We start from the raw sequence: 22,573 nt of genomic DNA, 5'->3' as shown, positions 1-22,573 counted from the left end.
AGCGCTGGGGAGGGAGATGGCCAAGGGGGCAGGCAAGAAGGCGGCCAGGGCAGCCCGGGATGCGGCCAACCGGCTGCTGGCCGACAATCGATTCGCGCGCCACCAGTACGAGATCCTCGAAACCATCGAAACCGGCCTCGAACTGGTGGGAACGGAGGTGAAATCGATCCGGGCCGGCAAGGCCAACCTGCGCGACGGCTTCTGCCTGATCCGCGGCGGCGAGCTGCAACTGCACAACGTTCACATCTCCCCCCACAGCCACGCCAGCGCCTACTACAACCACGAGCCGCTGCGCACCCGCAAGCTGCTGGCCCATCGCCGCGAGATCGACAAGCTGCGCATCGCCCTCGACCAGAAGGGGCTGACCCTGATCCCGCTCAACCTCCACCTCAAGGGGTCGTGGATCAAGCTCACGCTCGGCCTCGCCAAGGGCCGCAAGCTGCACGACAAGCGCCAGGACGAGCGCCGCAAGGACGCCGACCGGGAAGTGCGCTCGGCGATGGCCAGGCTTTGAAGATCGGCTGATCAGCGGCGCTCCTGATCGAGCCGCTGGTTCCTGAGTTCCCGCAGCCGCTGGCCGAGGGCCGGCCCCGCAACAAGTCCCTGGGCGATCAGCTCAGCCGCCGATTCCACCGCCCGCAGCCGCCGCCAGCGCAACAACCAGCGCAACAGGGGCCGCCGGGGCCCCAGGCCGCAGGCCAGGGCGAGGGCAACCGCTTCCGGCGAACGGCCCGGGGCCTCCAGCAGGGCGCACCACTGGGAGGGGCTGCGAGGGGGGAGGCTGGGCAGCTGCTGGCGCAGGCTGAGCAGGCCGGCCAGGATCTGCTGATCCTTCTGCGCCAGTTGAAGCCGCTGCGCCAGGGCGAGGGGATCGCCGGCTCCAGCCAGAAAGGCCACCAGCAACGGCAGGCCGAACCGCCTGGCCCAGCGCAGACGCCGGAACAGCTGCGGATCCTGCTGGAGCGCCGGATCGAGCAGGGGGAGGGCACCCCAGGCCTGCAGGGCGCCCAGGGCCGGTTGCCAGGCTTCGCGATCGAACAGCAGCTCGAGCTCCATCCGCAGCCGGGTGCCGAGCGCCGCAGGAACCCGATCGGGGTGGTCGCCGATCCGCCATCCCCATGGCCATTCCTCCAGGGTGGCCCGCAGTTGCGCCTGGCTCTCCGGCGCCAGGCTGAAACCCAGCCGGGCCGCGTAGCGCGCCCCGCGGACGATCCGGGTTGGATCATCCCGCAGGCTGCCGTCATGCAGAAAGCGCAACTGTCGGCGCTCCAGGTCGGCCTGACCGCCATGGGGATCGATCAGGGCGGCTGCCAGGTCGCCACCGGATGGATCCGGTCCCAACGGCAGGGCCATGGCATTGATCGTGAAATCCCGCCTGGACAGGTCGTCCCCCAGCACCCCGAAGCGGACCTGGGGGTTCTCTCCAGGCACTGGATAGTCTTCCCGCCGCGCACTGGCGAGGTCGAGGAACACCGCACCCTGGGGCTGGCGGAGCTGCAGTTCGGCCGTTCCGTAGGCGGCATGCTCCCGGTAGGTGATGACCACCGCCGGGCCGAGGCGGTCCCGTAGCCGACGGGCCAGATCAAGCGCGGCCGGCTGAGCCGGATCGGGCGCGGCCAGCTGGCGCCCGGCGCCCGGCGGCGGCGACTCGACCACCAGATCGAAATCAGGCACCCCACGCCAGGGGTCGAGGTGCACCCGGTGCAGCAACAGATCACGCACCGCGCCGCCGACCAGGGCGATCGGCGCGTCAGCGGCCGCCTCCAGCAGCCGCGTGATCAGCTCCGGCGGGATTCCAGCTGGCTGATCGGCGGCGGTCATCGACGGGGCCTTCTCGAGTCCGCAGGTTGAGAATGGCCCCATCCTCCCGGAGTTGTTTCGTGTCCGCGCTCACCCGCTGCCTGATCGAGGAGGCGGCCGCCATCGAGGCCAGCGCCCATCGCCTCGATGCTGCCCAGGTGGAGGCGGCCCTGAGCCTGCTGGATGGCTGCGCCGACAAGCGCGCCAAGCTGGTGATCACCGGTGTGGGCAAGAGCGGCATCGTGGCCCGCAAGACCGCCGCCACCTTCTCCTCGATCGGCCTGATGGCCATCTATCTCAATCCCGTCGATGCCCTGCACGGTGATCTGGGGGTGGTTGGCTCCGAGGATGTGAGCCTGCTGATCTCCAACAGCGGTGAAACCCAGGAACTGATCGGCATCGTTCCCCACCTGCGGCGGCGCGGCACCGCCCGGATCGCCCTGGTCGGCAGGGTCGACTCCAGCCTGGCGAGGGCGTCCGATGTGGTGCTGGATGGATCCGTCGACCGGGAGATCTGCCCCCTCAACCTCGCGCCCACCGCCAGCACCGCCGTGGCGATGGCGATCGGCGATGCCCTGGCGGCGGTCTGGATGGAGCGGCGTGGCATCTCTCCGGCCGATTTCGCCCTCAACCACCCGGCCGGCTCGCTCGGCAGGCAGCTCACCCTCACCACCGCCGACCTGATGGTGCCGGTCAGCCGCCTCGCCCCGCTGACAGCCGACACCCCCCTGGCCCAGGTGATCGCCCACATCACCGCCGATGGTGTCGGCGCCTGCTGGGTGGCCCACCCGGAGAATGCCGAACGGCTCGGCGGGATCATCACCGATGGCGACCTGCGCCGCGCCCTGGTGAGCCGCAGCCCGGATGGCTGGAATCAGCTCAGGGCGGTGGATCTGATGACCGCCGATCCGGTCACGATTACGGAGGGCACCCTGGCCATCACGGCGCTGGAACGCATGGAGAGCAATCGCCGCAAACCGATCGGTGTGCTGCCGGTCGTCTCCGCAGACCGGCGGATGCTCGGCCTGCTCAGGCTCCATGACCTGGTCCAGGCGGGGCTGACCCGTCCGGGCTCAGCCTGATTGCATCCCGCTGGCCAGCTGCCGTGCCTGCTGCAGCTGCTGGGGCGTGTCCACCGACAGGGCTTCCCCCTCCACCACGAAGGTGTCGATGCCGATGCCCGCCTCCAGCAGGCGCAGCTGCTCCAGCTTCTCGGTGATCTCCAGGGGAGAACTGGGCAGATCGCTCCACCGGAGCAGCACATCGGCCCGATAGCCATAGATTCCCACGTGTCCCCAATAGGGCGCCTGGGCATGCCAATCGCAGGGATCGACACCACGGACGTGGGGCAGGGCGGACCGGGAGAAATAGAGCGCCCGTCCATCCGCCGCCACCAGGGTCTTCACCACATCCGGATCGTGAATCCTGTCGGCCCCAAGCCGGTAGATGGGGGTCATCACCGCCGGGATCGGCTGCCGTCGCTCGAACTCGATCGCCATGGCATCGATCACGCCTGGATCGATGAACGGCTGATCCCCCTGCACATTGATGATCACGGTGTCGCTGGCGGCCGAGGCCGAGATCGCCAGGAGGCGCTCCGCCACCGAAGCGATCCGCTCACTGCCCGAGCTGCAGGCGGCACTGGTGGCGAGGGCGGTGACCCCCCAGCCGGTGGCGGCCGCGATCAGCTCCTCACTGTCGGTGCACAACACCACCGCTGCGGGGCAGCGGGCCTGGCAACAGCGCTCCAGCACCCTCTGCAGCATCGGCTTGCCGCCGATCTCGGCCATCACCTTGCCGGGCAACCGGGTCGATGCGAGACGGGCCGGCACCGCCACCACGAACCGCATGCTCTGTTGATCGGTCTGCAGGCTGAGCCTATCGCCGGGGCCCGTTGCGTCCCCGGTCTGGCTCAGCCCTGCTGAGCAGCTGGCCGATGGGACGCATCCACAGACTCAGGCAACGGTGGAGCCTGCCCTCCCGGCTGGGCAGGGTGCGCCTGCTGGTGCTGGATGTCGATGGCGTTCTCACCGACGGGGGGCTCTGGTACGGCCCCGGAGGTGAGCTGACCAAACGTTTCGATGTCAGGGATGGCCTCGGCATCAAGCTGCTGCAGCGGGCCGGCCTCGAGGTGGCCTTTCTCAGCGGCGGCGGCGGTGGTGCCACCGAGCGCAGGGCCGAGCAGCTGGGGATCCGGCACTGCCTGGTGGGGGTCGGCGACAAACCCACCGCCCTTTCAGAGCTGCAGCGGCAACTCAACCAGACACCGGAGCACACCGCCTTCATCGGGGATGACTTCAACGATCTGGCCGTCAGGCCCCGGGTCGGGTTGCTGGTGGCCACCGCCGATGCGGCAGCGGGCCTGCGCCGCCAGGCCGACCTGGTGCTCAGGAGCAGGGGGGGACAGGGAGCCGTGCGGGAACTGGCCGAGCGCCTGCTGCGCGGCACCCCGCTCTGGCAGGAGATCAATGGCGCAGGCTGGCGGCAGCGCAACGACTAGCGCCAGCGGTCCTCTGCAGCGGTCAGTTCCAGAGGCTGTGGGCGTCATCCCTGGCGGCAAACCATTCGGCTGCCAGATCACCGCCCATGGTGCGGTTCTCCCGGAACCAGGGGCCGCCCAGGGTCCAGTGCAGAAGCCCGGGACCACCTTCCCTCGCGCCGGCGGCAGGGGGGGGTTGAACACCCACCAGATGATTCCATCGGTCGGGAACAAAGCCGATCTCATCCTCACTGGCCAACCAGCGGAAACGGTGCAGCTCCAGTCCACTGGCGCTGTTCACGTAATCGGGCGTGAGGGCCGTGCAGCGGTCGGTGTTCAGCAACATCATCGAACTCCAGTTCTTCTTCTCGTAAACGCTCTGGGTTTCGCCGAGAAACTTCACCGTTTCCTGCGGTACATGGGCGTGCTTCACGCACATCACCGCATAGGCCCCATCCCTCAGGGCCCACAGCTCGGCGATGTCTCCGCGGCAGAGCATGTCGCAATCCATGAACAGGGCCCAACCCCGATAACCCATCAGGTGAGGCACCAGAAAGCGGCTGAAGGAGAAGGCGGTGCTCTGCCTGGGATCACGGTCGCGCCGGTACAGCCCCTGGGCCTCCAGCTGCGGCGTGACCAGCGGGGTGATCGCCAGCGGGGCCGAACTGCGCTGATAGAGGCTGTCGATCAGCACGTTGGTGGCTGCCCGCTCCCTGGGGTCGTAGCCGATGAAGATGGGGATGGGGCCTGTCATTGCAGGAGATTACCGCTCGCTCCTGACTGCCCTGCCTCTCCCCAACAGGCCCTCCGGCAGGCCTCAGGCTGGAGAGCTCAGGCATGCTGGGCGCAAGTCCGGTTGTGCGGACCGCCGAGACGCCCGCTGCAATGCCCCTCACCCTGATCGCCGGCCCCTGCGTGATCGAAAGCCCGGAGCTGGCCTTCGAGATCGCCGGCAATGTCAAGACGATGACCGATCGCCTGGGCATCGATTACGTGTTCAAGGCCAGCTTCGACAAGGCGAACCGGAGCTCCGGGCAGGCCTTCCGCGGCCCGGGGGCGGAGGCGGGGCTGGCTGTGCTCGCGGAGGTGAAGCAACGCTTCGGCCTGAAGGTGCTCACCGACATCCACGAAAGCTGGCAGGCGGCCCCGGTCGCCGAAGTGGTGGATGTGCTGCAGATCCCCGCCTTTCTCTGCCGTCAGACCGATCTGCTGCTGGCGGCCGCCGAGGCGGCTCAAACCTGGGGACGGACAGTGAATGTCAAGAAGGGACAGTTTCTCGCTCCCTGGGACATGGCCCAGGTGGTGACCAAGCTGCGCGCCGCCGGCCTGGAGAAGCTCTGGCTCACCGAGCGGGGCTCCAGCTTCGGGTACAACACCCTGGTCGTCGACTATCGCGCCCTGCCCCAGCTGCGCGACCTGGGCTGTCCGGTGATCTTCGACGCCACCCATTCCGTTCAGCAACCCGGTGGTCTGGGCAGCAGCACGGGCGGCCAGCGGGAGTTCGTGGCGCCCCTGGCCAGGGCCGCCGTGGCGGTGGGGGTGGATGGCCTGTTCATGGAAGTCCACCCCGATCCGGACAAGGCCCTCAGCGACGGGCCGAACATGGTTCCGCTCCACCGCCTGGAGGCCTTGCTGGAGCAGTTGGTGGCGCTCCACGGCGCTGTCGGCGAGGCACCGGCTCCCTCCAGTTTCTGAGCGCCAGTTTCTGAGCGCCTGCAGTTTCTGAGCGCCTGTTTAGGAAGCAGTTTCAGGCAGAGAAGTTTCAGGCAGGAGATCCTGGTTGCTGATCACGATTGACAGCTGTGAATGGACTAAATCAGCAGCCCGTTTGAATAGACCAGCCGTTGATTCATGGCACTCACCCCAGGCAGTAGTGGAGCCAGGGCGACCGGCAGCGAACGGGTTGAGAGCCAGGCCCCATCGTAGTGAATGCGGGCGATGCGGGCTGGGTCATGGCGCAGCCGATTACCGGAGAGAACATGGCTGCCGCTGTGCTGACCCGGAGCCAGCATGGCGGGGTGGAAATCCAGCTCCAGCCACCCGCAGATCAGCCGCAGGGCGGCTTCCGGAGCCAGGGCCAGTTCCTCATAGCCAAGCTGGAGAAAAGGGATGCCGCTGCGGCGCAGATGGGCCTCAATCCGTTGATTCTCCCGCCACCAGCGGGCCAGGGCCCTCCACGGGTTGCGCCCGGATCGACGACAGGTTGAATGAACCCAGGAACGAAGATCACGCACCAGAAACAACACCCGGATCTGACAATCGCCCAACTCCGGTGGCAGCGGATGGCCCGAGGTCAGTGTCCGGTCGGATTGGAATGAATCCACTACCCAAGACAGCGGCGCCCCGCCACGGCACTGGTGGCGCTCCAGCGAGGAAAGCAATTGCCCCATCTTCCTGGCCAGGGATTGATCATCGTGGCCTGGCAACCACTCGAGCATCGGACCCCAGACAGGGCAATCGACAGCCAGTTCGCCGCAACTGCAACGGCGGGTTTGTCGCAGGCTTCCGACCCCTGTGCGGCGCAACTGCGCTGGCGCCCGCAACTCCTCACCGGGGGCAGGCACGGCCAGCAGGCGGGCCGCCTCACCGAGCCCGACGATCTGCGGATGGGCGCCAAGGGCGAGATCAAGGATGGTGCTGCCGCTGTGGCCGAGGCCTCGAATCAGCAACAGGTTGGGCAAGACAGGGCCTGGCTGAATCGCTGATTTTAGGGCTGCCGGCTGATCGGCCACCCTCCTCACGCCGCACCCTTCTGCCGATCACAGGTCCGCAGACCGAAGGACCGGGGCCGCACACCGGGATCCGGATCCAGCACCACGAACGTGCTGGAAGGCGAAGATTGCCGGGGTTCCCAGCAGCTGGCCTGAGGGTGGGAGGCGAGCAGGGGCCGGATCAATTTCTGCTCTCCATGCAGGCCAACGAATGGCAGCCGCGCCGTGGCCAGGCTGTCTGGCTGATCCAGGTCGATGCGGATCATCTTGATGGCATCGAAATAGGGCCTGAGCCGGTTCTGCTTCGCAGACACACTGGAGCAGCCGCTGTGGCACAGGTCTGTTGAGCGGAGAAAACCGGCCAGCTGCTTGTAGTTCTCCTGGGGATGGATCTTGGCCGCCAGAACCTCCTGGGCGTGCCAGAGATGCATCGAGAGCACCACCACCAGCACCAGAACGGTCGCATGCCTGGCCTGCCTGCTGCCAACGTTGATCAGGGCCTGCCCAGCATCGGCGAGGGCCAGCGCCAGCGCGGGAAGCAGCACAATGAAATAGCGCTCCACCGACAGGGGTTTGACCAGGTCGATCAGGCAGATCAGGCCCACGAACACAGCCATGCCGACGAGCAGCTGAACCGCTTCAGCGGCGTTGGGCTCCTGCCTCAGGGCCTGCTGCAGGGAGGCTGGCCGCTCCTGCCGTTGCTGCCGTGCCATCAGCGCCAGGCTCAGGCCGGCGATCAGAGCCAGGGCCAGGGCCACGCTGAAGGCTGGGAAGACCGCATTGAAAGCCGCCTTGATCACACTGATCACCGGCTCCGACTGAATCCAACCCGCCCGACCGCCACCGCTGCCGAGCAGCCCATGCAGCAGCGGCCAGACGGCAAGCGAGAGCAGCAGAAGCAGTCCATGGCGGCGGCGGCCCAGACACGGTGCCCTTGCGCGGAGATCCAAGGCGATCAGGGTGACGGCATACATCACTCCGAAGTAATGGGTGAGTGAGAGCAGCAGGAGCGACAGGGCAAAGCCGAGGCGAAGTCGGCGCCGTTGCGGCGTGCTGATCGCACCGCCTTGAAGCTGTGATCGCCACAGCAGGGTCATCGTCGCCACCGCTGTCGTGGCGAACAGCAGGGCCCAGCCATAGGGGCGGACCTCCTGGGAATACAGGCTGAACAGCGGGCTGGTGCCCACAAACAGAACGGCGATCAACTGGCGCGTGAAGCCACCGCGGCGGGTGGCCACGGCGATGGCGATCAGGCTCAGCCAGGCGGGAATCAGGCTGAGCAGCCGGGCGGGAATCTCACCGGATCCGAACAGGCCGATCCAGAGTTTCAGCAGAACCAGATGGAGAGGCGGGTGGGTATCGGGAAGGATCCAGGCCTGAAAAAGATCCGCCCATGAATCGGCACTGGCCGCACCGATCGAGAACAGCTCGTCATGCCAGTAGGAGTAAGCCCGAAGCCATCCGCGCGATGCCAGCAGGCCCAGCCCGATCAGGACAGCCAGCAGGATGAAGCCCTTCAGCCCTGGTGAGCCGGCAGGAGCGCCGCTGGCTCCACGGGTGGACGCAGGGCGATGGGCCCGCTTCATCGGAAGCGGCGACAACGGCTCATGGCAACGGTTCGATCGGCGCCAGGCGGGGATCGAGGATCTTCGGGCCCATGCCCTCGAACTTCACGGCGATCGAGATCTTCTCACCGCTGCCGAACAGATGGGTGATGTGGCCATCGCCGAAGTTGGCATGGTGAAGGCGGTCCCCGACGGCCCAGAGCTTGCTGGGTGCCCGCCGCCGCACCGCATTGGCCGCCACCGGCAAGCTTTCCTCGCGGTCGACGCGGGTGAGCCGATCCAGCCGCTGCTCACGCCGCAGGGACGCGCCGCCGCTGCGGGGGATGTCGCCCTGCACCAGCTCCGGCGGCAGCTCCGAAAGGAACACCGACGGCACCGCCGGCTCGCGCATGCCGCCCCACAGGCGCCGCTCGCTGGCATGGGAGAGGAACAGGCGCTCCTTGGCGCGGGTGATGCCCACATAGCAGAGGCGCCGCTCCTCCTCGAGGGCGGCGGGATCCTCCAGGGAGCGGTAGCTGGGAAAGAGGCCCTGCTCTAGTCCCACCAGGCACACCACGGGAAACTCCAGGCCCTTGCTGGCGTGCAGGGTCATCAGGGTGACCCGGTCCTGCTCGGTGTCCTTGCTGTCGGCGTCGCTGGCCAGGGCGGCGGAGGCCAGGAAACCCTCCAGCGAGCCCTCCTCGTTTTCCTCCTGGTATTGCAGGGCCGCGTTCACCAGCTCCTGCAGGTTGCGGCGGCGTTCCTCCGCCTCATCGGTGCCCTCGGTGATCAGCTCGGCCAGGTAGCCGCTCTGCTCCATCACCCGCTGCACCAGTTCGGATGGGGGGGCGTCCTGGATGCGGCGGCCCAGGTCGGCGATCAGCTCGGCGAACTGCAGCAGACCCTTTGCCGAGCGGCCCGCCAGCGAGCGCACCGCCTCGGCATCGTTCACCACCTCCCAGAGCGGCAGGCCCAGCTGGGCCGCGGCATCGGTGAGGCGCTGCACGGTGGTCTTGCCGATGCCGCGGCGCGGCACGTTCAGCACCCGCAACAGGCTGACCGTGTCGGCCGGATTGACCAGCAGCCGCAGGTAGGCGAGCACGTCCTTGATCTCGCGCCGGTCGTAGAAGCGCAGGCCTCCCACCACGATGTAGGGGATGCCCCAACGCACCAGCGATTCCTCCATCGCCCGGCTCTGGGCATTGGTGCGATAGAGCACGGCCATGCCGCCCCAGCGCAGCTCCGGGTTGGCCGCTTCCAGCATCCGCAGGCAATGCACCACCGCCTCGGCTTCGGCGATCTCGTCGTCGCAGCGGGTCACCGTGATCGGCTCCCCCTCGCCGCGGGTGGCCCGCAGCACCTTGTCGATCCGCTCGGTGTTGTGGGCGATCAGGGCGTTGGCGGCCCCCAGGATCGTGGCGGTGGAGCGGTAGTTCTCCTCCAGCTTCACCATCGTGCGGGTGGCCTCATCGCTGGCCCGATCGCCGAAATCGTCCTGGAAGCCCATCAGGATCGTGAAATCAGCGGCGCGGAAGCTGTAGATGCTCTGGTCGGCATCCCCAACCACGAACACGGAGCGATCGCCCCAGTCGTCGAACTGCTCCGGCTCGGCGCCGCCGGTCACCAGCAGCTTGATCAGGTCGTACTGGGTGCGGTTGGTGTCCTGGTATTCATCCACCAGCACATGGCGGAAGCGGCCGTGCCAGTAGCGGCGCACCTGCTCGTTGCTCTGCAGCAGCTGCACGGGCAGCAGCAGCAGGTCGTCGAAGTCGAGGGCGTTGTTGGCCGCCAGGGCGCGGCGGTAGCGGCGGTAGGCGTCGGCCACCTGCTTGCCCCGCTGCCCGGGCTGCTCCTGCTCCAGCTGCTCGGGCAGCCAGCCCTGGTTCTTGGCGTTGCTGATCGCCCAGCGCACCTTCTTGGGCTCGAAACGCTTGGGATCAAGCCCCAGCTCCTGGGTGACGATCTCCTTGACCAGGGTCTGGGCGTCGGATTCGTCGTAGATCGAGAACTGGCGGGTCCAGGTGAGCCCATCCGGGTCCCTGTACTTGTCGATGTCGAAGCGCAGCAACCTGGCGAACAGGGCGTGGAAGGTGCCGATCCACAGCTCCTTGATCACCTCCTGGTAGATGCGGCTGCGCAGCTGCCGCTGCTGCTGGGCGCTCAGGGTGCCCAGCGGCTGGCCGAACTGACTCTGGGCGAGCTTCTGGGCCAGCAGCAGCTCCAGCCGCTCCTTCATCTCCCGAGCCGCCTTGTTGGTGAAGGTGACGGCCAGCAGCTGAGCGGGGTCAACGCCGTGGTGGCCGATCAGGTGGGCGATCCGGTGGGTGAGGGCGCGGGTCTTGCCACTCCCCGCTCCCGCCACCACCAGCATCGGGCCGTTGTGGTGATCCACCGCCCGGCGCTGGGCGTCATTGAGGCCGGCAAGGAAACTCATCAGCCCGTGAATCTATCCCATCGAGCAGCGCAACCTGACCCTGGATCACTGTCAGAACGGGCAGAGACGTCGTTGCTGAGCGGCTGGAATGCGGGCCCCGAAAATGTTTCAACCAATCAATAAATAGGCCCGAAAAGAATACTTGAAACCGCCCTTCTGACCTGCCTCACTCCAGCACATTCCGGCCAATACTGGTCAGGGCTCTCCATCTGCAAGGCCCTGATCTGCCCTCCGCTCGATCACAACCGCAGTCACCAAGTCCTGCAACGCTCTCCAGTGATGCGCCTGGGTGAAGCCCTTCAGGACCCTCTTCCGGCCGGCCTGGCCCAGGCTTGCCGCCAGGGTGGGATCTGCGGCCAGCCTGCTGATCGCCGCCGCCATCGCCTGCCAGTCCCCCTCCACCACCAGCAGCCCGGTCTCCCCATCAACCACCACGTCCGGAATGCCGGCATGCCAGGTGGCCACCACCGGCAGGCCGCTGAGCTGGGCTTCCATCACCGCCACCGGGGAGCCTTCCTGATCACCATCGGGAGCCGTGAGCGAATGCTGCAGAAAGCCTCGGCTGCCACGCATCAGCTGGGCGATCTCGGCAGGGGGCAGCAGCCCTGCAAAACGCACCCGCCCGGCCAGACCGAGCTGGCTGGCCCGTTGACGTGCCTCGGCGAGCAGGGGGCCCTCCCCCACCATCACCAGCTCCAGCTCAGGGCAGCTCCTGGCCGCCTGGGCAAAGGCCTGAAGGGTGAGCAGGGGCCCCTTTTTGGCCACAAAGCGGCCGACACAGAGAAAGCGCGGTGGCGCCGCCGCCGGGGCGGCGCCGTGGAAGAGGTCTGGATTGGCCCCTGAGGGGCTCACCAGCACCCGCAGGGAAGGTTCGCGGGCTGCGGCCAGACCGAGCACTGTTTCGCGCATCAGCCCCGACTTGACCACAACCGCGCTGGCGAGCGCCAGCAGCCGCCGGTACGGAACCCGCAACTGAACCAGGTAGCGGTGCGCGGAGGCATCGGCTCCGCGGAAATGGACGATCAGGGGAAGACCGGTGGCCGGCACCAGCTCCATCACCTGCACCGCATGGAAGCCGAATTCGACGAGCACCAGGTCGGGCCGCTCGACCCGGCAGATCCGGATCATCAGCTGCGACGGCAGCCAGCTGCCGAGCCGCTGCACAGCCAGCCCCAGCGCTTGCGGCAGGCTGGGCGCCAGCCTGAAACAGAGCTTGCTGAACAGGATCGACAACCCATAGGCGCTGCGCAGCGGTGGACCCCGCCAGGGGATCTCATCCGCGCAGACCACGACCGTGTCGAAGGGCAGGCCGGCGGCATTGGCACGGATGAACGTTTCCGACGGTGCCTTCAGGCTCGGCACCAGCAGCAGGAGCCGCTCAGCCATCCCGTTCCGGCGAAACGGCCGGCAGGTTCAGTGCCGATCGCCAGAGGGGTTCGATCATCTGCCAGTCCTGCGCTGCCAGCCGCTCACGGCCCGCCCGACCCAGGCGCTCGCAGTGCCCGGGATCGGCCAGCAGGGCTTCCATCGCTGCGGCCAGGGCCCTGGGGTTCTCCACCGGCACCACCAGTCCGGTGTGGCCGTGCTCCACCAGCTCAAGCGGCCCTGGCGACGCATCGGTCACGATCGCTGTCAACCCACTCGCCATCGCCTCCAGCAGGGCGTTGGGCATTCCTTCGAAACGGGAGGGCAGCACGAAGATCCGGGCCCGCCGGCAGTAGGGCATCACATCAGCCTGAAATCCTTCGAAGCGGATCCAGGCCTCGATCCCCAGCTGGCGAGCCTGGCTTTCCAGGGCCGGCCGCTGGGGACCATCCCCCACGATCACCAGCCGCCAGCCGATCGGCCTGGCTGCCATCAGGGCCACGGCCTCCAGCAACACATCCAGGCCCTTCTGATGAACCAACCGGGCCACGGCCAGGCAGTCCGCAGAGCGCTGACCGTTGCCGTTGGTGTTGGCGTTGGCGTTGGCGGGGGATTCAGCAGCCAGACCGATCCCCGGCGGCAGGGGGTTGGGCAGCAGGCGGGCCTGGGGCATGGCCAGGTCGTCGGCAAGGGTTCTCAGCACTCCCCGGGTGTTCGCGGTGAGGGCATCGGCCCGCCTGTAGAGCAGAAGCCGCAGCCGCTGCCAGGGAAAACCGAGGGTCTGGAGGCGGGGGTCGTTGCGCTCGGACACTGCCAGGTGGAGGGGCAGGTCCCAGCTGGCCTGGGCGGCCAGCATGTTGGTCTTGGTGAGCAGGGCCAGCAGCCGGGGCGGTTGCTCCGCCACCAGCAGCTGCCGCAGCAGGGAGGCCTGGGGACCACCCACGCCGCGCAGCAGCCAACGGATCAGTGCGGCGCCCCGGGGGGGACGCAGCTGCCGCAGCCAGGGCCAGAGGGTGATCAGCAGAAACCAGGAGGCCAGGCGCGGCAGCCACAGCCTGAGGAAGCGGCGACTGCGGGCCAGCAGGGAGCGGTCCCACCAGTCGCCGCGCTGGGCTGCCTTGACGGCTTCGCCCAGATCAAGCAGGCGCACCCCGGCAGGCACGCTGTGGACCTGGGTCTTGTCGGGCAGCAGGCTGACGACGGTGATCCGATATCCCAGCGCAGCGAAATGGGCGGCGGCGAGCATCGCCACCTTCTGCGCACCTCCCGCACCGAGATGGGGCACCACGATCCAGAGGTCATCAGCCATCAAGGGCCTCGATGAACCGCCGGCTGAGGCGCGCGTCACTGAACTGGTCGCGAACCGCCCTGGCCTGCTGAGCGAGGCGCCGGCGCCGATCGGCGTTGCGATGCAGGGCCAGGATGGCGTCTGCCAGAGCCTGATCCGTGGCCGTGGCCGGCAGGAGCAGCCCGTTCTCCCCATCCCGGATCAGATCAGCCGGGCCGGTGCAGCAATCGAAGGCCACGCAGGCACAGCCGGAAGCCATCGCCTCCAGCAGAACGTTGGGGAACCCCTCGTACCGGGAAGGGAGGATGAACATCTGACAGGCGGCATACCAATCGCCGATATTGCCCACCACTCCTGGGAAATGGAGGCGCGCCAGAGCTGAGCTGGTCGGATTCAGCAAGCCCTTGAGAGCGGCCCGCTGATCCAGGCCGTGATAATCGCCCTCCCCCAGCCCGGCGATCACCAGGTGCAGCTGGGGCAGGGCGGGGGCCAGGAGGGCAAAAGCGCGCACCAATCGGTCGAAGCCCTTCTGAAAAGCCTTGGTTCCGACAGCCAGCAGGAATTCAGGCCGGTCAGCGAAGTCCGCCTGGCCACCAGCGGCGGAGCGCTTCAGCAGTGCGGCCGGCTCCACCAGCGGCGCGAACGACGGCAAGGGCCAGACGATCGAATTCGGCAGCAGCAATTGAGGGGTCGCCCTGAGCCGACGCCTGAGCCAGTCACCGGTCTGGGCTGTCTGGACGAGATGAAGGTCCGCCCATCGATAGGTGAGCCAGCGCAACAGGCGCCAGGGAAGCGAGGGACGCTTGGCGGGGGGATAGTTGCGTTCTGAAACCCAGCAGGCCAGGGGAAGGTTCCTGGCTGCCAGCAGAAGCTTGATGCCGGGAAGAGTGGTCATCCCGATCGCCGTGTCAATCCTGTTCCGAATCAGCCAACGGCGCAGTGCCAGGACACGCCAGGGAAATCCAAGCCAGCCCAGGCGGGCCAGCCAGGCGGCGTCGGGCGACTCCACATGCCGTTCGATGCCCGCCGGAACGGGATAGAAATCTGCCGTCGGCGAACGGTGGGTGAGCAGCAGCGGATCAAGACCGGCCTCAAGGCACCAGACGGCCATTCGCAAAGTGACACGCTCTGCGCCACCTGTCTTGAGAGAATCAATGTAAAAGGCCACCCGCCTGGTCATGGTGGAGCCGTGAGGTAGGGAGCGAACAGGGATCTGATCTTGACCAGAAAGCGCGGCTCGTAGGTGGTCTTGATGATCAACGTGATCAGATGATGAATCTGCTCATCCCGCTTCTCAGTCGGCCAGTCTGAGGCTTCGACAATGGCAACCGCCTGCAGCATCTCCCTGGCAAAACCCCGATGATCTTCCTGGGCGTTGCTCTGATCAAAGATCGGCTCCTGGCAATGATCATGGGCACGACGCAGACGAAGCAAGGCCCGCTGCCAGTTCTCGGCGTCCTGGAGGTACCAGGCCTGCAGAGCATCGATGGCTAGGCAACGCATCAAGTTCCGGGTCAGGCGGTAGGAACTGTCACGATCAATGGCATGGAAATCGAGATGATCCAGCAAGGCCGTCACCCGCGAGCCGACGCTGGCGAAGGAGGAGAACTCTGAGCTGGCCAGGTACAGCCTGGACAGGGCCGTGTACACAGAGACAAGCAACTTGATACGGTTCTCCCGATTGGAGCGCTGACAGCTGAACGTCGCTTGATCCGCCGTCAGTGCGTCAACCAGACGCTCAAGATCCCTGGAAACGGATCCGATCCGGGCCGCATCGTCCAGGCTGATGGCCTGGTAAGCGATCACGATCAGGGCATAGGCGCGGTAGTGGGACGGAAGCTTTTCACTGGCGGCGATCAACGGAAACAGGCAGAGGCGCTGATCGATGTCGGCAGGTCGCGTCGAACGCCGGAACAACAGGCGATGCAGGTAGTGGGTGTGGCCGGAATTCAGCCAGAGATCCTCGATCATCCGCACCCCGAAGGGATACTCCTGCCGTGCCATCGCCCCAGGAATGATCGCTGCCAGCACGACGGGATTGCGAGGCCAGCGCTGCTGAAACCGCTTCAGCAGCTGAAAGCCAGCTCCAGCCTGGCCGCAACCTCGCAACAGGCCCGCAGCAGCCACGGTCACCCAGGCCAGGAGCCATTCAGGCAGGTAGGTGCGGATTCGCCTTCTCGCTGGTGCGTTCACGGCCTCTCCCTGCTCCTCGCGATCATCAGCCGTGCCTGAGCGGGGTTGGCCCCGGCAGGCCTTCAGCCAGCGGAGGACTGGGCGGGGCGAGCAGCCAGCACAGTGAGGTGGAAGCCAGAAAACCAATCAGACACTGGTTCACCTGATTCCCGCGGTAGATCGTGGTGGCCAGAGCATTCATCAGCAGCAGAGCATTCAGACCAACCACCACCTGAATCCAGCGGCTGGTGGCGATCGTGCCGATGGCCCCACCAGCCCCGGACATCCACTGCAGGCGTTGCCGCGACAGGCCGAACAGCACGATCAGAACCAGGATGAAAAACGCCATGATGCCGAGCACTCCAAGCTGGCCACCCATCTGGGCGATCGTGTTGTGGGCATGGCCGAATCCTTCTCCACCCTTGAGATGGCCACACATCTGATCCGCCTTGGGGCCGAAGCCGACTCCATAGAGAAAGCGGTTCCTTCCCATGAACATCAGAGACAACCAGCAGGCCCCAGCCTCGAACCGACCTAAATCGGAGATCTGATTCACCTGGGCATCAGGGGCCAGATAGAACCACCAGAGTCCGACGATCAATCCTGCCGTCGTCAGACTGGCAATGGCCAGCCTCAGGGCTTTCGTCGAGCCCTGCCAGATGCGGGGCGTCAACCAGCCAAGCAGGAGTGCCACTGGCGGTGCCAACTGGGCCAGCCGCGAGTCAGTGCTTAAGCACATCGCGTAACCGATCAGAGCCATGCCGAGGCCATAAAGACGGGCCAGACGCGTTGAGCTCAGCAAGAAAAAAGATGTGGCGCTGAGGGTGACGAACAGCAAGATCGTCGCAAAGCGATTGATTCCACCATGGCCATTCAAACTGAACTCATAGATATCCCGAACCACCGTGGAGGTCCAACTGAGCGTGGCGGGATGCATCCAAACCAGGTTGATGGCCAACAGAACGGCAGTGAGGGCGAGCCAGCCGAAGGACATCCGCCATTGCCGCCAGCTCTGACGCGCACCAATCACCAGGCCGATCGCGATGACCAGGAAGTCGGTGGGGCCATGCAGATCCTCACGCAGAACAATCACACGGGTGTTGACCAGCAGCAGAGCCAGGAAAACCGCCTCAAATGGAGGCTGCGATGGCTGCTGACGATGCTGCGCAACCATCGGAATGATCAACCGGATCGCCATCCAGATCACCATCAGACCAAGGGCGGTCTTGCTCTGATCGCGGTAGGAATGGAGAACAATGATCAGGGGGAGAAGCCCGTCATAGATCTGAATCGAGCCAAGCCACAGCAGGAGCCTGGAGATGGGCTGAGTTGGCAGAAGGGAGATCCTGGTCAAGGCAAGATCCATCCTTGCTGCCGCATCCCCGTCGCCAGAATGCTGAGCATGGCCAAGGTGCGGCCGTGATACGTGTGCTGGGCTGAGGTATCAAGGCGGAGCTGCAGATTGGGGCCTTTCCCATCCAGGCAACCCTGCAGGGCCTGGCGAAAAGCGCTCACAGTCGGCTCACAAAGCAACGCGCACGTTCGATAATCCCGCAGGGAATCAATCGCCGAAGCCACCACAGGCAAACCCGCTCCAAGGTACTCAAAGAACTTCATTGGAAACATGGAATGGGTGTAGCGGTTGAAGCGGAGTGGCAGCAGGCCAACATCCAAACCTTTCATGTAAGCCGGTAGAATCGGGTAAGGCTTGGCGCCGAGCCAATACACATTTCTGCAACAACGCAGCCTGGAAAGATCCGTGCCAGGGTCACCTTCGCCCACCGGCCCGATCATCACATAGGACCACTCAGGGGTTTGATCCGCCAGCTCAGCGAGCAGGTCGAGATCAAGCTTGTAACCGCTGATCGCGCCGACAAAACCGATGCGTGGCATTGGGATGGCCAGGAGATCATCGGGTATGGCCAGACCAGGATCAAGCGCACTGGCAAAGTGGCTGTGATCAGCTACGTTCGGGAAGAAATGGGTGTTCTTATTATACTGAATTCGGCTTTCCAGCAAGGCTGGAGACGTCACAAAAACAAGGTCTGCCGCACGACAGAGCTGCTCCTCCCAGAACGAGAGATCAGCTGCATCCATATCCGGCTGGGCCTGGATCTCATCCACACAGTGGTAGATCAAGGTCCCATAGGGATGGGGCAGACCATAGGCAATCGTTTTCGGGTTGTAGGTCCACAACCAATCAGGCCGCAGCTTCAAGCAGCGGCGTGAACTGGCCAGGCCAAGCAGCAGCAGCAGTCGGTTGATCTGCCTGGCCAGTGCTCCGCGAACCCCGGGCAGAACCAACGGCGACCAGACCCAGAGGTTGGGCCTGACCAGCCGAGGTGGCCTCAGGGACCTCAGCAGGCGGCGCCCGATCCTCCTGAAATCCTGAGCTTGCTGCCTTGGAGCACGAAGGCCCAGGGACTCGACATAAAGAACACGGTGGCCAAGACTGGCCAACTCCGAGGCAACATGCTGCTTATTTGTCCAGAGAAGTTGATCCCAATCTGCGGTTGACAGAAGGGTGATATCAGCCATTGTCTAATGATACAAGCTCACGAAATGACTCCGATCTCAACTGCAGCTGCTCATAGTTTCCATGGGCCCTGATCTGACCATCGGCAAACTCGTAGATGCGATCACAATGCCTGACAGTGCTGAGTCGGTGGGCAATCACAATCGTGGTGCAGCGTCTGCCGATCAGCTCAAGAGAATCCAGCACACTGCTCTCTGTCTTGTTGTCAAGAGAACTGGTGGCTTCATCCAGAACAAGGACTTTCGCATCCTTGTAAAAAGCTCTAGCCAGAGCCAGCCTTTGGCGTTGTCCGCCGGATAAACGCAAGCCATTCTCTCCAATCATGGTGTAGAGCCCGTAGGGAAGCTCCGAGACAAACTCATTCAGCTGAGCCGCTTCAAGTGCTTCCCAAACCGCATAATCATTGATGTCTGCATCATCCACACCAAAGGCAACATTCTCCCGAATGCTGGTATCGAGCAGCACGATGGCCTGGGGTACCATCGCACAACAGGCCTGCCAGGCCGGGATCTCCTCATAGGCCAGCTCAATACCGTCGAGCTGGATCGATCCCCTCTGAGGCTTGAACAGGGCAAGCAGAAGATGGGCCGTTGTGGTCTTGCCTCCACCGGTTTTCCCCACCAAAGCAACTCTGGATCCGATCGGAATCGTCAGACTGACACCCTTGATCACCCAATCTTCCGAGCTGGCATACCGGAACCAGACATTCGACAGTTTGATTGTATTTTTCGGCATCACACCAGCCGGCGAGGGGGTACCAGGACTCAGCAGGGTGGCCCGTGATGATTTCAGATCCAGCAATTGCAAGGCATCTGAAATATCAGGAAGGCTGCCGCGAAACCGATTCACCGACCTGAAAATAGACTGAATCGGGGCCGATATCCTCAGTGCCGCGAACATGACGGCAGCGAGGGCAGGTAGCGCCTGCTGAAGTTTGCGATCTTCATCCAGCAGAATAGGGAGAAGACCAATCGCGAAGAGAATGGTGATGCCCGCCGGCTCAATGATATAGCGCGGGATATCTGGTAGCAATTTGGCAATTCTGTCATACCGCTTACCGGTGATTCCGATTGACCAGAACTTGTCAATGAATCGCTGTTCAGCCGCATACAGCTGAACGTCCCTGATCGAGCGGATCGATTCCATCAGAAGGGAATTGATCCTCAGAGCAAACCGTAATTTCTGCTTCGAGGCCAGGCGCAAAGGAGCGATCAAAAGCGCCGATACGGATGAATAAGCAGCCAGAAGAGCCACAAACAGAATGATGGCGATCGGGCCCAATACAACCGCCACACCGATCGTCAAAACCCCAACGGACAGGGAGCTCGAAACAACCGTGAGCAGGGGGAGAATGATGTCGTCTGAAATCTTGCCAAGAATGCGATTCAAACGGGCAAGCAAGTGAGCGGACTTCTGGGTTTGAAAATACTCAAAATCCTGCATCAGGATATTGGCATAGATGCGGTTCCCGTAATCAGCCCAGATCTGCGCACTCAGGTAGCTTTGCAGGGCAGCTGTCAGAAACTTGAGGCCAGTGGATATCCAGATCAACGTGATCAAGATTCCCACAATCCAGAGGGATTGGGATGCCATCCCCCCTCCAAAGAACCAGATCTGTGGGATCCTGTCCTGAAGCTTCACGCCGCTCAGCGCACCAACCAGTCTGGCCAGGAGGCCAACAAAAACAAGATCAAACAGTCCCACCAACAGGGAGACGGAAAGCAGGGCAATCAAGCCTTGCAAACGTTTTCTTGGCAAATAAGATAACAATCGGCCCAGTTGGGCCAGGGTCTGGCTCTGCAACGCCACGGGAAGGCTCAAGCTCACTGAGATGGATGGCTCTGCCTGAGAATCCATCAACCCTATCGGTCACGTTCTAGCTGGGCTCGTCAGACAAGCCAGTCACAGAACCGATCGTCCACGCCAGCGCTGGAAACAGATCGAGAACCGTGTGAGTGCCTGACTGGTGCGCAGCTGCAGCTGCGACGGCTGCCGAAGCGCCGGTGAGCCCGCCAGCAGCCGATCCCAGTGCGCGTCGATGGCCGTCAAGGCCTGCTCCCAGCGACAGAGCGATTCGGCTTCGGACGATTGGGCCAGCAAGACCGCCCGTCTGGCCTCAACGGGTTGCCAGCTGTGGGGCCTGGCCACCGCCGCCGCGATCCGCTCCAGGTCGCCAGCCAGGGTGCCGGCACCGATCTGGTGGCCGACCACACCCGGCTCGATGAAATCGGCCAGGGCATGGTTGAGGCTGCTGAACACCACGCAGCCGCAGGCGATCGCCTCGAGCGGCGGCAACCCGAAGCCCTCGCTCACGCCCCGGCCACGCCAGTAATCGGCGGAGTCGTAGAGAACAACGGCGGCATTGTTGAACAGATCGACCAAGTCGTTGACCCAGCCCTGCTGCACCTCCACCTGCAACCCCCGTTGGCGCAGAGCGGGCACCAGTTGATCAAGCAAATAGGAACTGCTCTTGCGGGCCTGCACGAGCACATCGATCGGTCGTCGCCGGGCCAGGTCGTGGCGGGCGCCGCGCTCCAGCCACTGGCTCTCGAGTGCATTGGGCACCAGAAACAGGGGATTGCGGGGTGCCCGATCCCCCCAGTAGCCCAGGGTGTTGCGGCTCACGGCCAGTACCGGCACCCCGGCAGGCAGATCAAAGCCATAGCCGCTGCTGTGGGCGTGGTAGGCCACCGGCCGACCCTTCAACTGGCCCAGCAGCTTCGGCACGTCGAAGCCCCAGCTCACGATCCAGAGGGCCGTGCCCGGCGCCGGCTCATGGCAGAGAAGGTCAGCGAGGAAGGGGCGACCCTCCTCCCGCTGGCGGTAGGTGACCAGTTCGGTGCTGACCAGCTCAGAGGTGAGAAGCGCCGTCTGCAGTTCCACCTGCAGGCCACCACAACGGAATCGACCGGTGGTGCCGGGAACCAGAAAGCGGAGCGGACGCAAGCTCAGGCCGCCACCACCTCGGTGCTGCCGGTGCGCTGGCGACGGGTGAGGAAGCCGAACAGCACCTTGCCGATGGCCGCCACCAGATTGCCTTCCAGTTCCTGGAACATGGTCATGTTGAGGTGGAAAGCGTGGTTGGCCTCCGCCACGATCCGATCGGCCGTGGCCTGGTCGATCGGCAACCGGTCGAGGGTTTCGCGGTAGTTGGCCTTGAAGGCCTTCTCATCGGGGATGGCATCGAACTCATAGAACCGCAGCCCATCGTGCTCGCCCAGATTCATCGCTTTCTGGGCGATGTTCTTGAGAATCTGCCCACCGGAGAGATCGCCGATGTAGCGGGTGTAGTGGTGACCCACGAGCAGTTCGGGCGTCTGCTCGGCCACCTGGTGAAGCCGGGCCACGTAGGACTGGGCGCCGGGGGTGGGCTGGATCTGTTGGCGCCAGTCGGCGCCGAAATAGAAGGCCAGATCGGCTTCCAGCGTGGCGCGCCGGTTGAGGGCATCGCTGGCGATCGGCCCCACCACGGGATGGCCTTTGAGCTTGCCGATTTCCTCTTCCATCGCGCTGTACACGAAGAAGAGGTCGGCCACCAACCTGCGGTAGCTGGCCTTGTCGACCACTCCCTTCAGGAAGCAGGTGACGAAACCGGTGTTCTCGGCCATCGTGTGGGCCTTTTTGGTGCCTTCTCGCAACTGCGTGGCAAGGGCGACAGCCATTTCGCTGGGAGCCTGGGAGAGAACGCTCAAACTAAGGCTGGCGCTGGGCAAGGGCTGTCTGAAGGTTGCGAAGGGTTACGCGGCCAGCAGGGCGAACAGGTCGCGGCAGACCTGCTGGAGCAGCGCCACCACCTCGGGCTGGGGAAGGTTCGGACCGCTCGCCTGCCAGTCCCCGACGGTGGCAAGCCGCCACTGCTCACCTTGAAAGGTCATGCCACTGATCAGAACCCCCAGCAGGCGTGGTGGCCCCTGGCTGCCCCCCTGGCCGGGCGCTTCGGCCAGACGCAGCTGGATCAGCAGACTGCGGCACTGCAGCCGGGGGCTCCAGCCGGGAAAGTGAAAGGCCAGATCCACCGACTCCTCCTCGGCGAAACGCCGGGTGTCGGGATCATCGCGCCAGGGGGTGAGATTGGCCCTGGCATCAGGAAACTGACGGCGGAACAGGGCCGCCGCCGAGGCGATGGCCCCGGCCATCTCCGGGCTGCGGGCCAGATCTGCCGCATTCATGGCATTTCCCCTCGGTTTCCCCTGAGCAGAACAGCGGATCGGGCTGAACCTAGGCTCACCCGATCAACCATGCTG

The 22,573-nt window shown here is 64.8% G+C and carries 20 protein-coding genes; 4 read left to right on the top strand and 16 right to left on the bottom strand.

Going from position 1 to position 22,573, the window contains the following annotated elements:
• The first annotated feature begins 16 nt into the window (after positions 1–16).
• Complete coding sequence (gene smpB, locus KQ307_RS08935) at positions 17–514, top strand: SsrA-binding protein SmpB (protein ID WP_259701882.1); 498 nt, start codon at positions 17–19, stop codon at positions 512–514.
• 11 nt (positions 515–525) lie between these two features.
• Here smpB and KQ307_RS08930 read toward each other — a convergent pair whose 3' ends face one another.
• The gene (locus KQ307_RS08930; protein ID WP_259727736.1) at positions 526–1,821 is read right to left on the bottom strand and encodes a CCA tRNA nucleotidyltransferase; all 1,296 of its coding nucleotides are present in this window, start codon (positions 1,819–1,821) and stop codon (positions 526–528) included.
• Positions 1,822–1,880: 59 nt separating this feature from the next.
• On the opposite strand from KQ307_RS08930, the gene KQ307_RS08925 reads away from it, so the two are divergent.
• Positions 1,881–2,882: an SIS domain-containing protein gene (locus KQ307_RS08925; protein WP_259727735.1), complete on the top strand. Its 1,002-nt coding sequence runs from the start codon at positions 1,881–1,883 to the stop codon at positions 2,880–2,882.
• On the opposite strand, the gene kdsB is transcribed toward KQ307_RS08925, so the two are convergent.
• Positions 2,874–3,650, bottom strand: a complete 777-nt coding sequence (kdsB, locus tag KQ307_RS08920; RefSeq protein WP_259701879.1) for a 3-deoxy-manno-octulosonate cytidylyltransferase — start codon at positions 3,648–3,650, stop codon at positions 2,874–2,876. The two genes, KQ307_RS08925 and kdsB, sit on opposite strands and share 9 nt — an antisense overlap.
• Positions 3,651–3,736: 86 nt before the next feature.
• On the opposite strand from kdsB, the gene KQ307_RS08915 reads away from it, so the two are divergent.
• Positions 3,737–4,300, top strand: a complete 564-nt coding sequence (locus KQ307_RS08915) for an HAD family hydrolase (protein WP_259727741.1) — start codon at positions 3,737–3,739, stop codon at positions 4,298–4,300.
• A gap of 22 nt (positions 4,301–4,322) precedes the next feature.
• Here the strand turns inward: KQ307_RS08915 and KQ307_RS08910 are convergent, their stop codons facing one another.
• Positions 4,323–5,033 (bottom strand): glycosyltransferase, encoded by a 711-nt coding sequence (locus tag KQ307_RS08910; protein WP_259727734.1) that lies wholly within the window; start codon positions 5,031–5,033, stop codon positions 4,323–4,325.
• A gap of 83 nt (positions 5,034–5,116) precedes the next feature.
• Between KQ307_RS08910 and kdsA the strand changes: the two genes are divergently transcribed.
• Positions 5,117–5,974 (top strand): 3-deoxy-8-phosphooctulonate synthase, encoded by an 858-nt coding sequence (kdsA, locus tag KQ307_RS08905; RefSeq protein ID WP_259727733.1) that lies wholly within the window; start codon positions 5,117–5,119, stop codon positions 5,972–5,974.
• 116 nt (positions 5,975–6,090) lie between these two features.
• On the opposite strand, the gene KQ307_RS08900 is transcribed toward kdsA, so the two are convergent.
• The 13 genes from KQ307_RS08900 to KQ307_RS08840 all read right to left on the bottom strand — a co-directional run bounded on the left by KQ307_RS08900 (position 6,091) and on the right by KQ307_RS08840 (position 22,498).
• A complete protein-coding gene (locus tag KQ307_RS08900; protein WP_259727732.1) occupies positions 6,091–6,960 on the bottom strand; it encodes a sulfotransferase in 870 nt (289 codons plus the stop codon).
• Between the two features lie 56 nt (positions 6,961–7,016).
• Positions 7,017–8,591, bottom strand: a complete 1,575-nt coding sequence (locus KQ307_RS08895) for a hypothetical protein (protein ID WP_259727731.1) — start codon at positions 8,589–8,591, stop codon at positions 7,017–7,019.
• A 4-nt stretch (positions 8,592–8,595) separates the two neighbouring features.
• On the bottom strand, positions 8,596–10,968 hold the full coding sequence (locus KQ307_RS08890; protein ID WP_259727730.1) for a UvrD-helicase domain-containing protein: 2,373 nt from the start codon (positions 10,966–10,968) through the stop codon (positions 8,596–8,598).
• Between the two features lie 195 nt (positions 10,969–11,163).
• Positions 11,164–12,354, bottom strand: coding sequence for a glycosyltransferase (locus KQ307_RS08885; protein WP_259727729.1), 1,191 nt, complete (start codon positions 12,352–12,354; stop codon positions 11,164–11,166).
• Positions 12,347–13,642, bottom strand: coding sequence for a glycosyltransferase (locus tag KQ307_RS08880; RefSeq protein WP_259727728.1), 1,296 nt, complete (start codon positions 13,640–13,642; stop codon positions 12,347–12,349). The genes KQ307_RS08885 and KQ307_RS08880 overlap by 8 nt, the downstream gene beginning before the upstream one ends.
• Positions 13,635–14,801 (bottom strand): glycosyltransferase, encoded by a 1,167-nt coding sequence (locus KQ307_RS08875; RefSeq protein WP_259727727.1) that lies wholly within the window; start codon positions 14,799–14,801, stop codon positions 13,635–13,637. The genes KQ307_RS08880 and KQ307_RS08875 overlap by 8 nt, the downstream gene beginning before the upstream one ends.
• The gene (locus tag KQ307_RS08870; RefSeq protein ID WP_259727726.1) at positions 14,798–15,814 is read right to left on the bottom strand and encodes a hypothetical protein; all 1,017 of its coding nucleotides are present in this window, start codon (positions 15,812–15,814) and stop codon (positions 14,798–14,800) included. The genes KQ307_RS08875 and KQ307_RS08870 overlap by 4 nt, the downstream gene beginning before the upstream one ends.
• Positions 15,815–15,839: 25 nt before the next feature.
• Positions 15,840–17,147, bottom strand: a complete 1,308-nt coding sequence (locus KQ307_RS08865; protein WP_259727725.1) for an O-antigen ligase — start codon at positions 17,145–17,147, stop codon at positions 15,840–15,842.
• The gene (locus KQ307_RS08860) at positions 17,144–18,097 is read right to left on the bottom strand and encodes a glycosyltransferase (RefSeq protein ID WP_259727724.1); all 954 of its coding nucleotides are present in this window, start codon (positions 18,095–18,097) and stop codon (positions 17,144–17,146) included. Before KQ307_RS08860 ends, KQ307_RS08865 begins: the two co-directional genes overlap by 4 nt.
• Before the next feature lie 226 nt (positions 18,098–18,323).
• Positions 18,324–20,150 carry an ABC transporter ATP-binding protein gene (locus KQ307_RS08855; protein ID WP_259701866.1) on the bottom strand — a complete coding sequence of 609 codons (1,827 nt, stop codon included), beginning with the start codon at positions 20,148–20,150 and terminating at the stop codon, positions 18,324–18,326.
• 81 nt (positions 20,151–20,231) lie between these two features.
• Positions 20,232–21,275 (bottom strand): glycosyltransferase, encoded by a 1,044-nt coding sequence (locus tag KQ307_RS08850; protein ID WP_259727723.1) that lies wholly within the window; start codon positions 21,273–21,275, stop codon positions 20,232–20,234.
• Positions 21,276–21,277: 2 nt separating this feature from the next.
• Complete coding sequence (locus KQ307_RS08845; RefSeq protein ID WP_259701864.1) at positions 21,278–21,991, bottom strand: heme oxygenase (biliverdin-producing); 714 nt, start codon at positions 21,989–21,991, stop codon at positions 21,278–21,280.
• Positions 21,992–22,066: 75 nt separating this feature from the next.
• Positions 22,067–22,498, bottom strand: a complete 432-nt coding sequence (locus tag KQ307_RS08840; RefSeq protein WP_259701863.1) for a hypothetical protein — start codon at positions 22,496–22,498, stop codon at positions 22,067–22,069.
• Positions 22,499–22,573 lie beyond the last annotated feature (75 nt).

Source organism: Synechococcus sp. CS-1326 (assembly GCF_025128115.1).
In the GTDB taxonomy this organism is placed as follows: Bacteria; Cyanobacteriota; Cyanobacteriia; order PCC-6307; family Cyanobiaceae; genus Regnicoccus.
This window is presented reverse-complemented; position numbering and strand designations above follow the sequence as displayed.

Bases quoted from the DNA above. Each gene is read 5' to 3' on its own strand.
- smpB (WP_259701882.1), top strand. From the start codon at position 17: ATGGCCAAGGGGGCAGGCAAGAAGGCGGCCAGGGCAGCCCGGGATGCG.
- KQ307_RS08930 (WP_259727736.1), bottom strand. From the start codon at position 1,821: ATGACCGCCGCCGATCAGCCAGCTGGAATCCCGCCGGAGCTGATCACG.
- KQ307_RS08840 (WP_259701863.1), bottom strand. From the start codon at position 22,498: ATGAATGCGGCAGATCTGGCCCGCAGCCCGGAGATGGCCGGGGCCATC.
- KQ307_RS08910 (WP_259727734.1), bottom strand. From the start codon at position 5,033: ATGACAGGCCCCATCCCCATCTTCATCGGCTACGACCCCAGGGAGCGG.
- KQ307_RS08890 (WP_259727730.1), bottom strand. From the start codon at position 10,968: ATGAGTTTCCTTGCCGGCCTCAATGACGCCCAGCGCCGGGCGGTGGAT.
- KQ307_RS08915 (WP_259727741.1), top strand. From the start codon at position 3,737: ATGGGACGCATCCACAGACTCAGGCAACGGTGGAGCCTGCCCTCCCGG.
- kdsB (WP_259701879.1), bottom strand. From the start codon at position 3,650: ATGCGGTTCGTGGTGGCGGTGCCGGCCCGTCTCGCATCGACCCGGTTG.
- KQ307_RS08845 (WP_259701864.1), bottom strand. From the start codon at position 21,991: ATGGCTGTCGCCCTTGCCACGCAGTTGCGAGAAGGCACCAAAAAGGCC.
- KQ307_RS08880 (WP_259727728.1), bottom strand. From the start codon at position 13,642: ATGGCTGATGACCTCTGGATCGTGGTGCCCCATCTCGGTGCGGGAGGT.
- KQ307_RS08885 (WP_259727729.1), bottom strand. From the start codon at position 12,354: ATGGCTGAGCGGCTCCTGCTGCTGGTGCCGAGCCTGAAGGCACCGTCG.
- KQ307_RS08875 (WP_259727727.1), bottom strand. From the start codon at position 14,801: ATGACCAGGCGGGTGGCCTTTTACATTGATTCTCTCAAGACAGGTGGC.
- kdsA (WP_259727733.1), top strand. From the start codon at position 5,117: ATGCTGGGCGCAAGTCCGGTTGTGCGGACCGCCGAGACGCCCGCTGCA.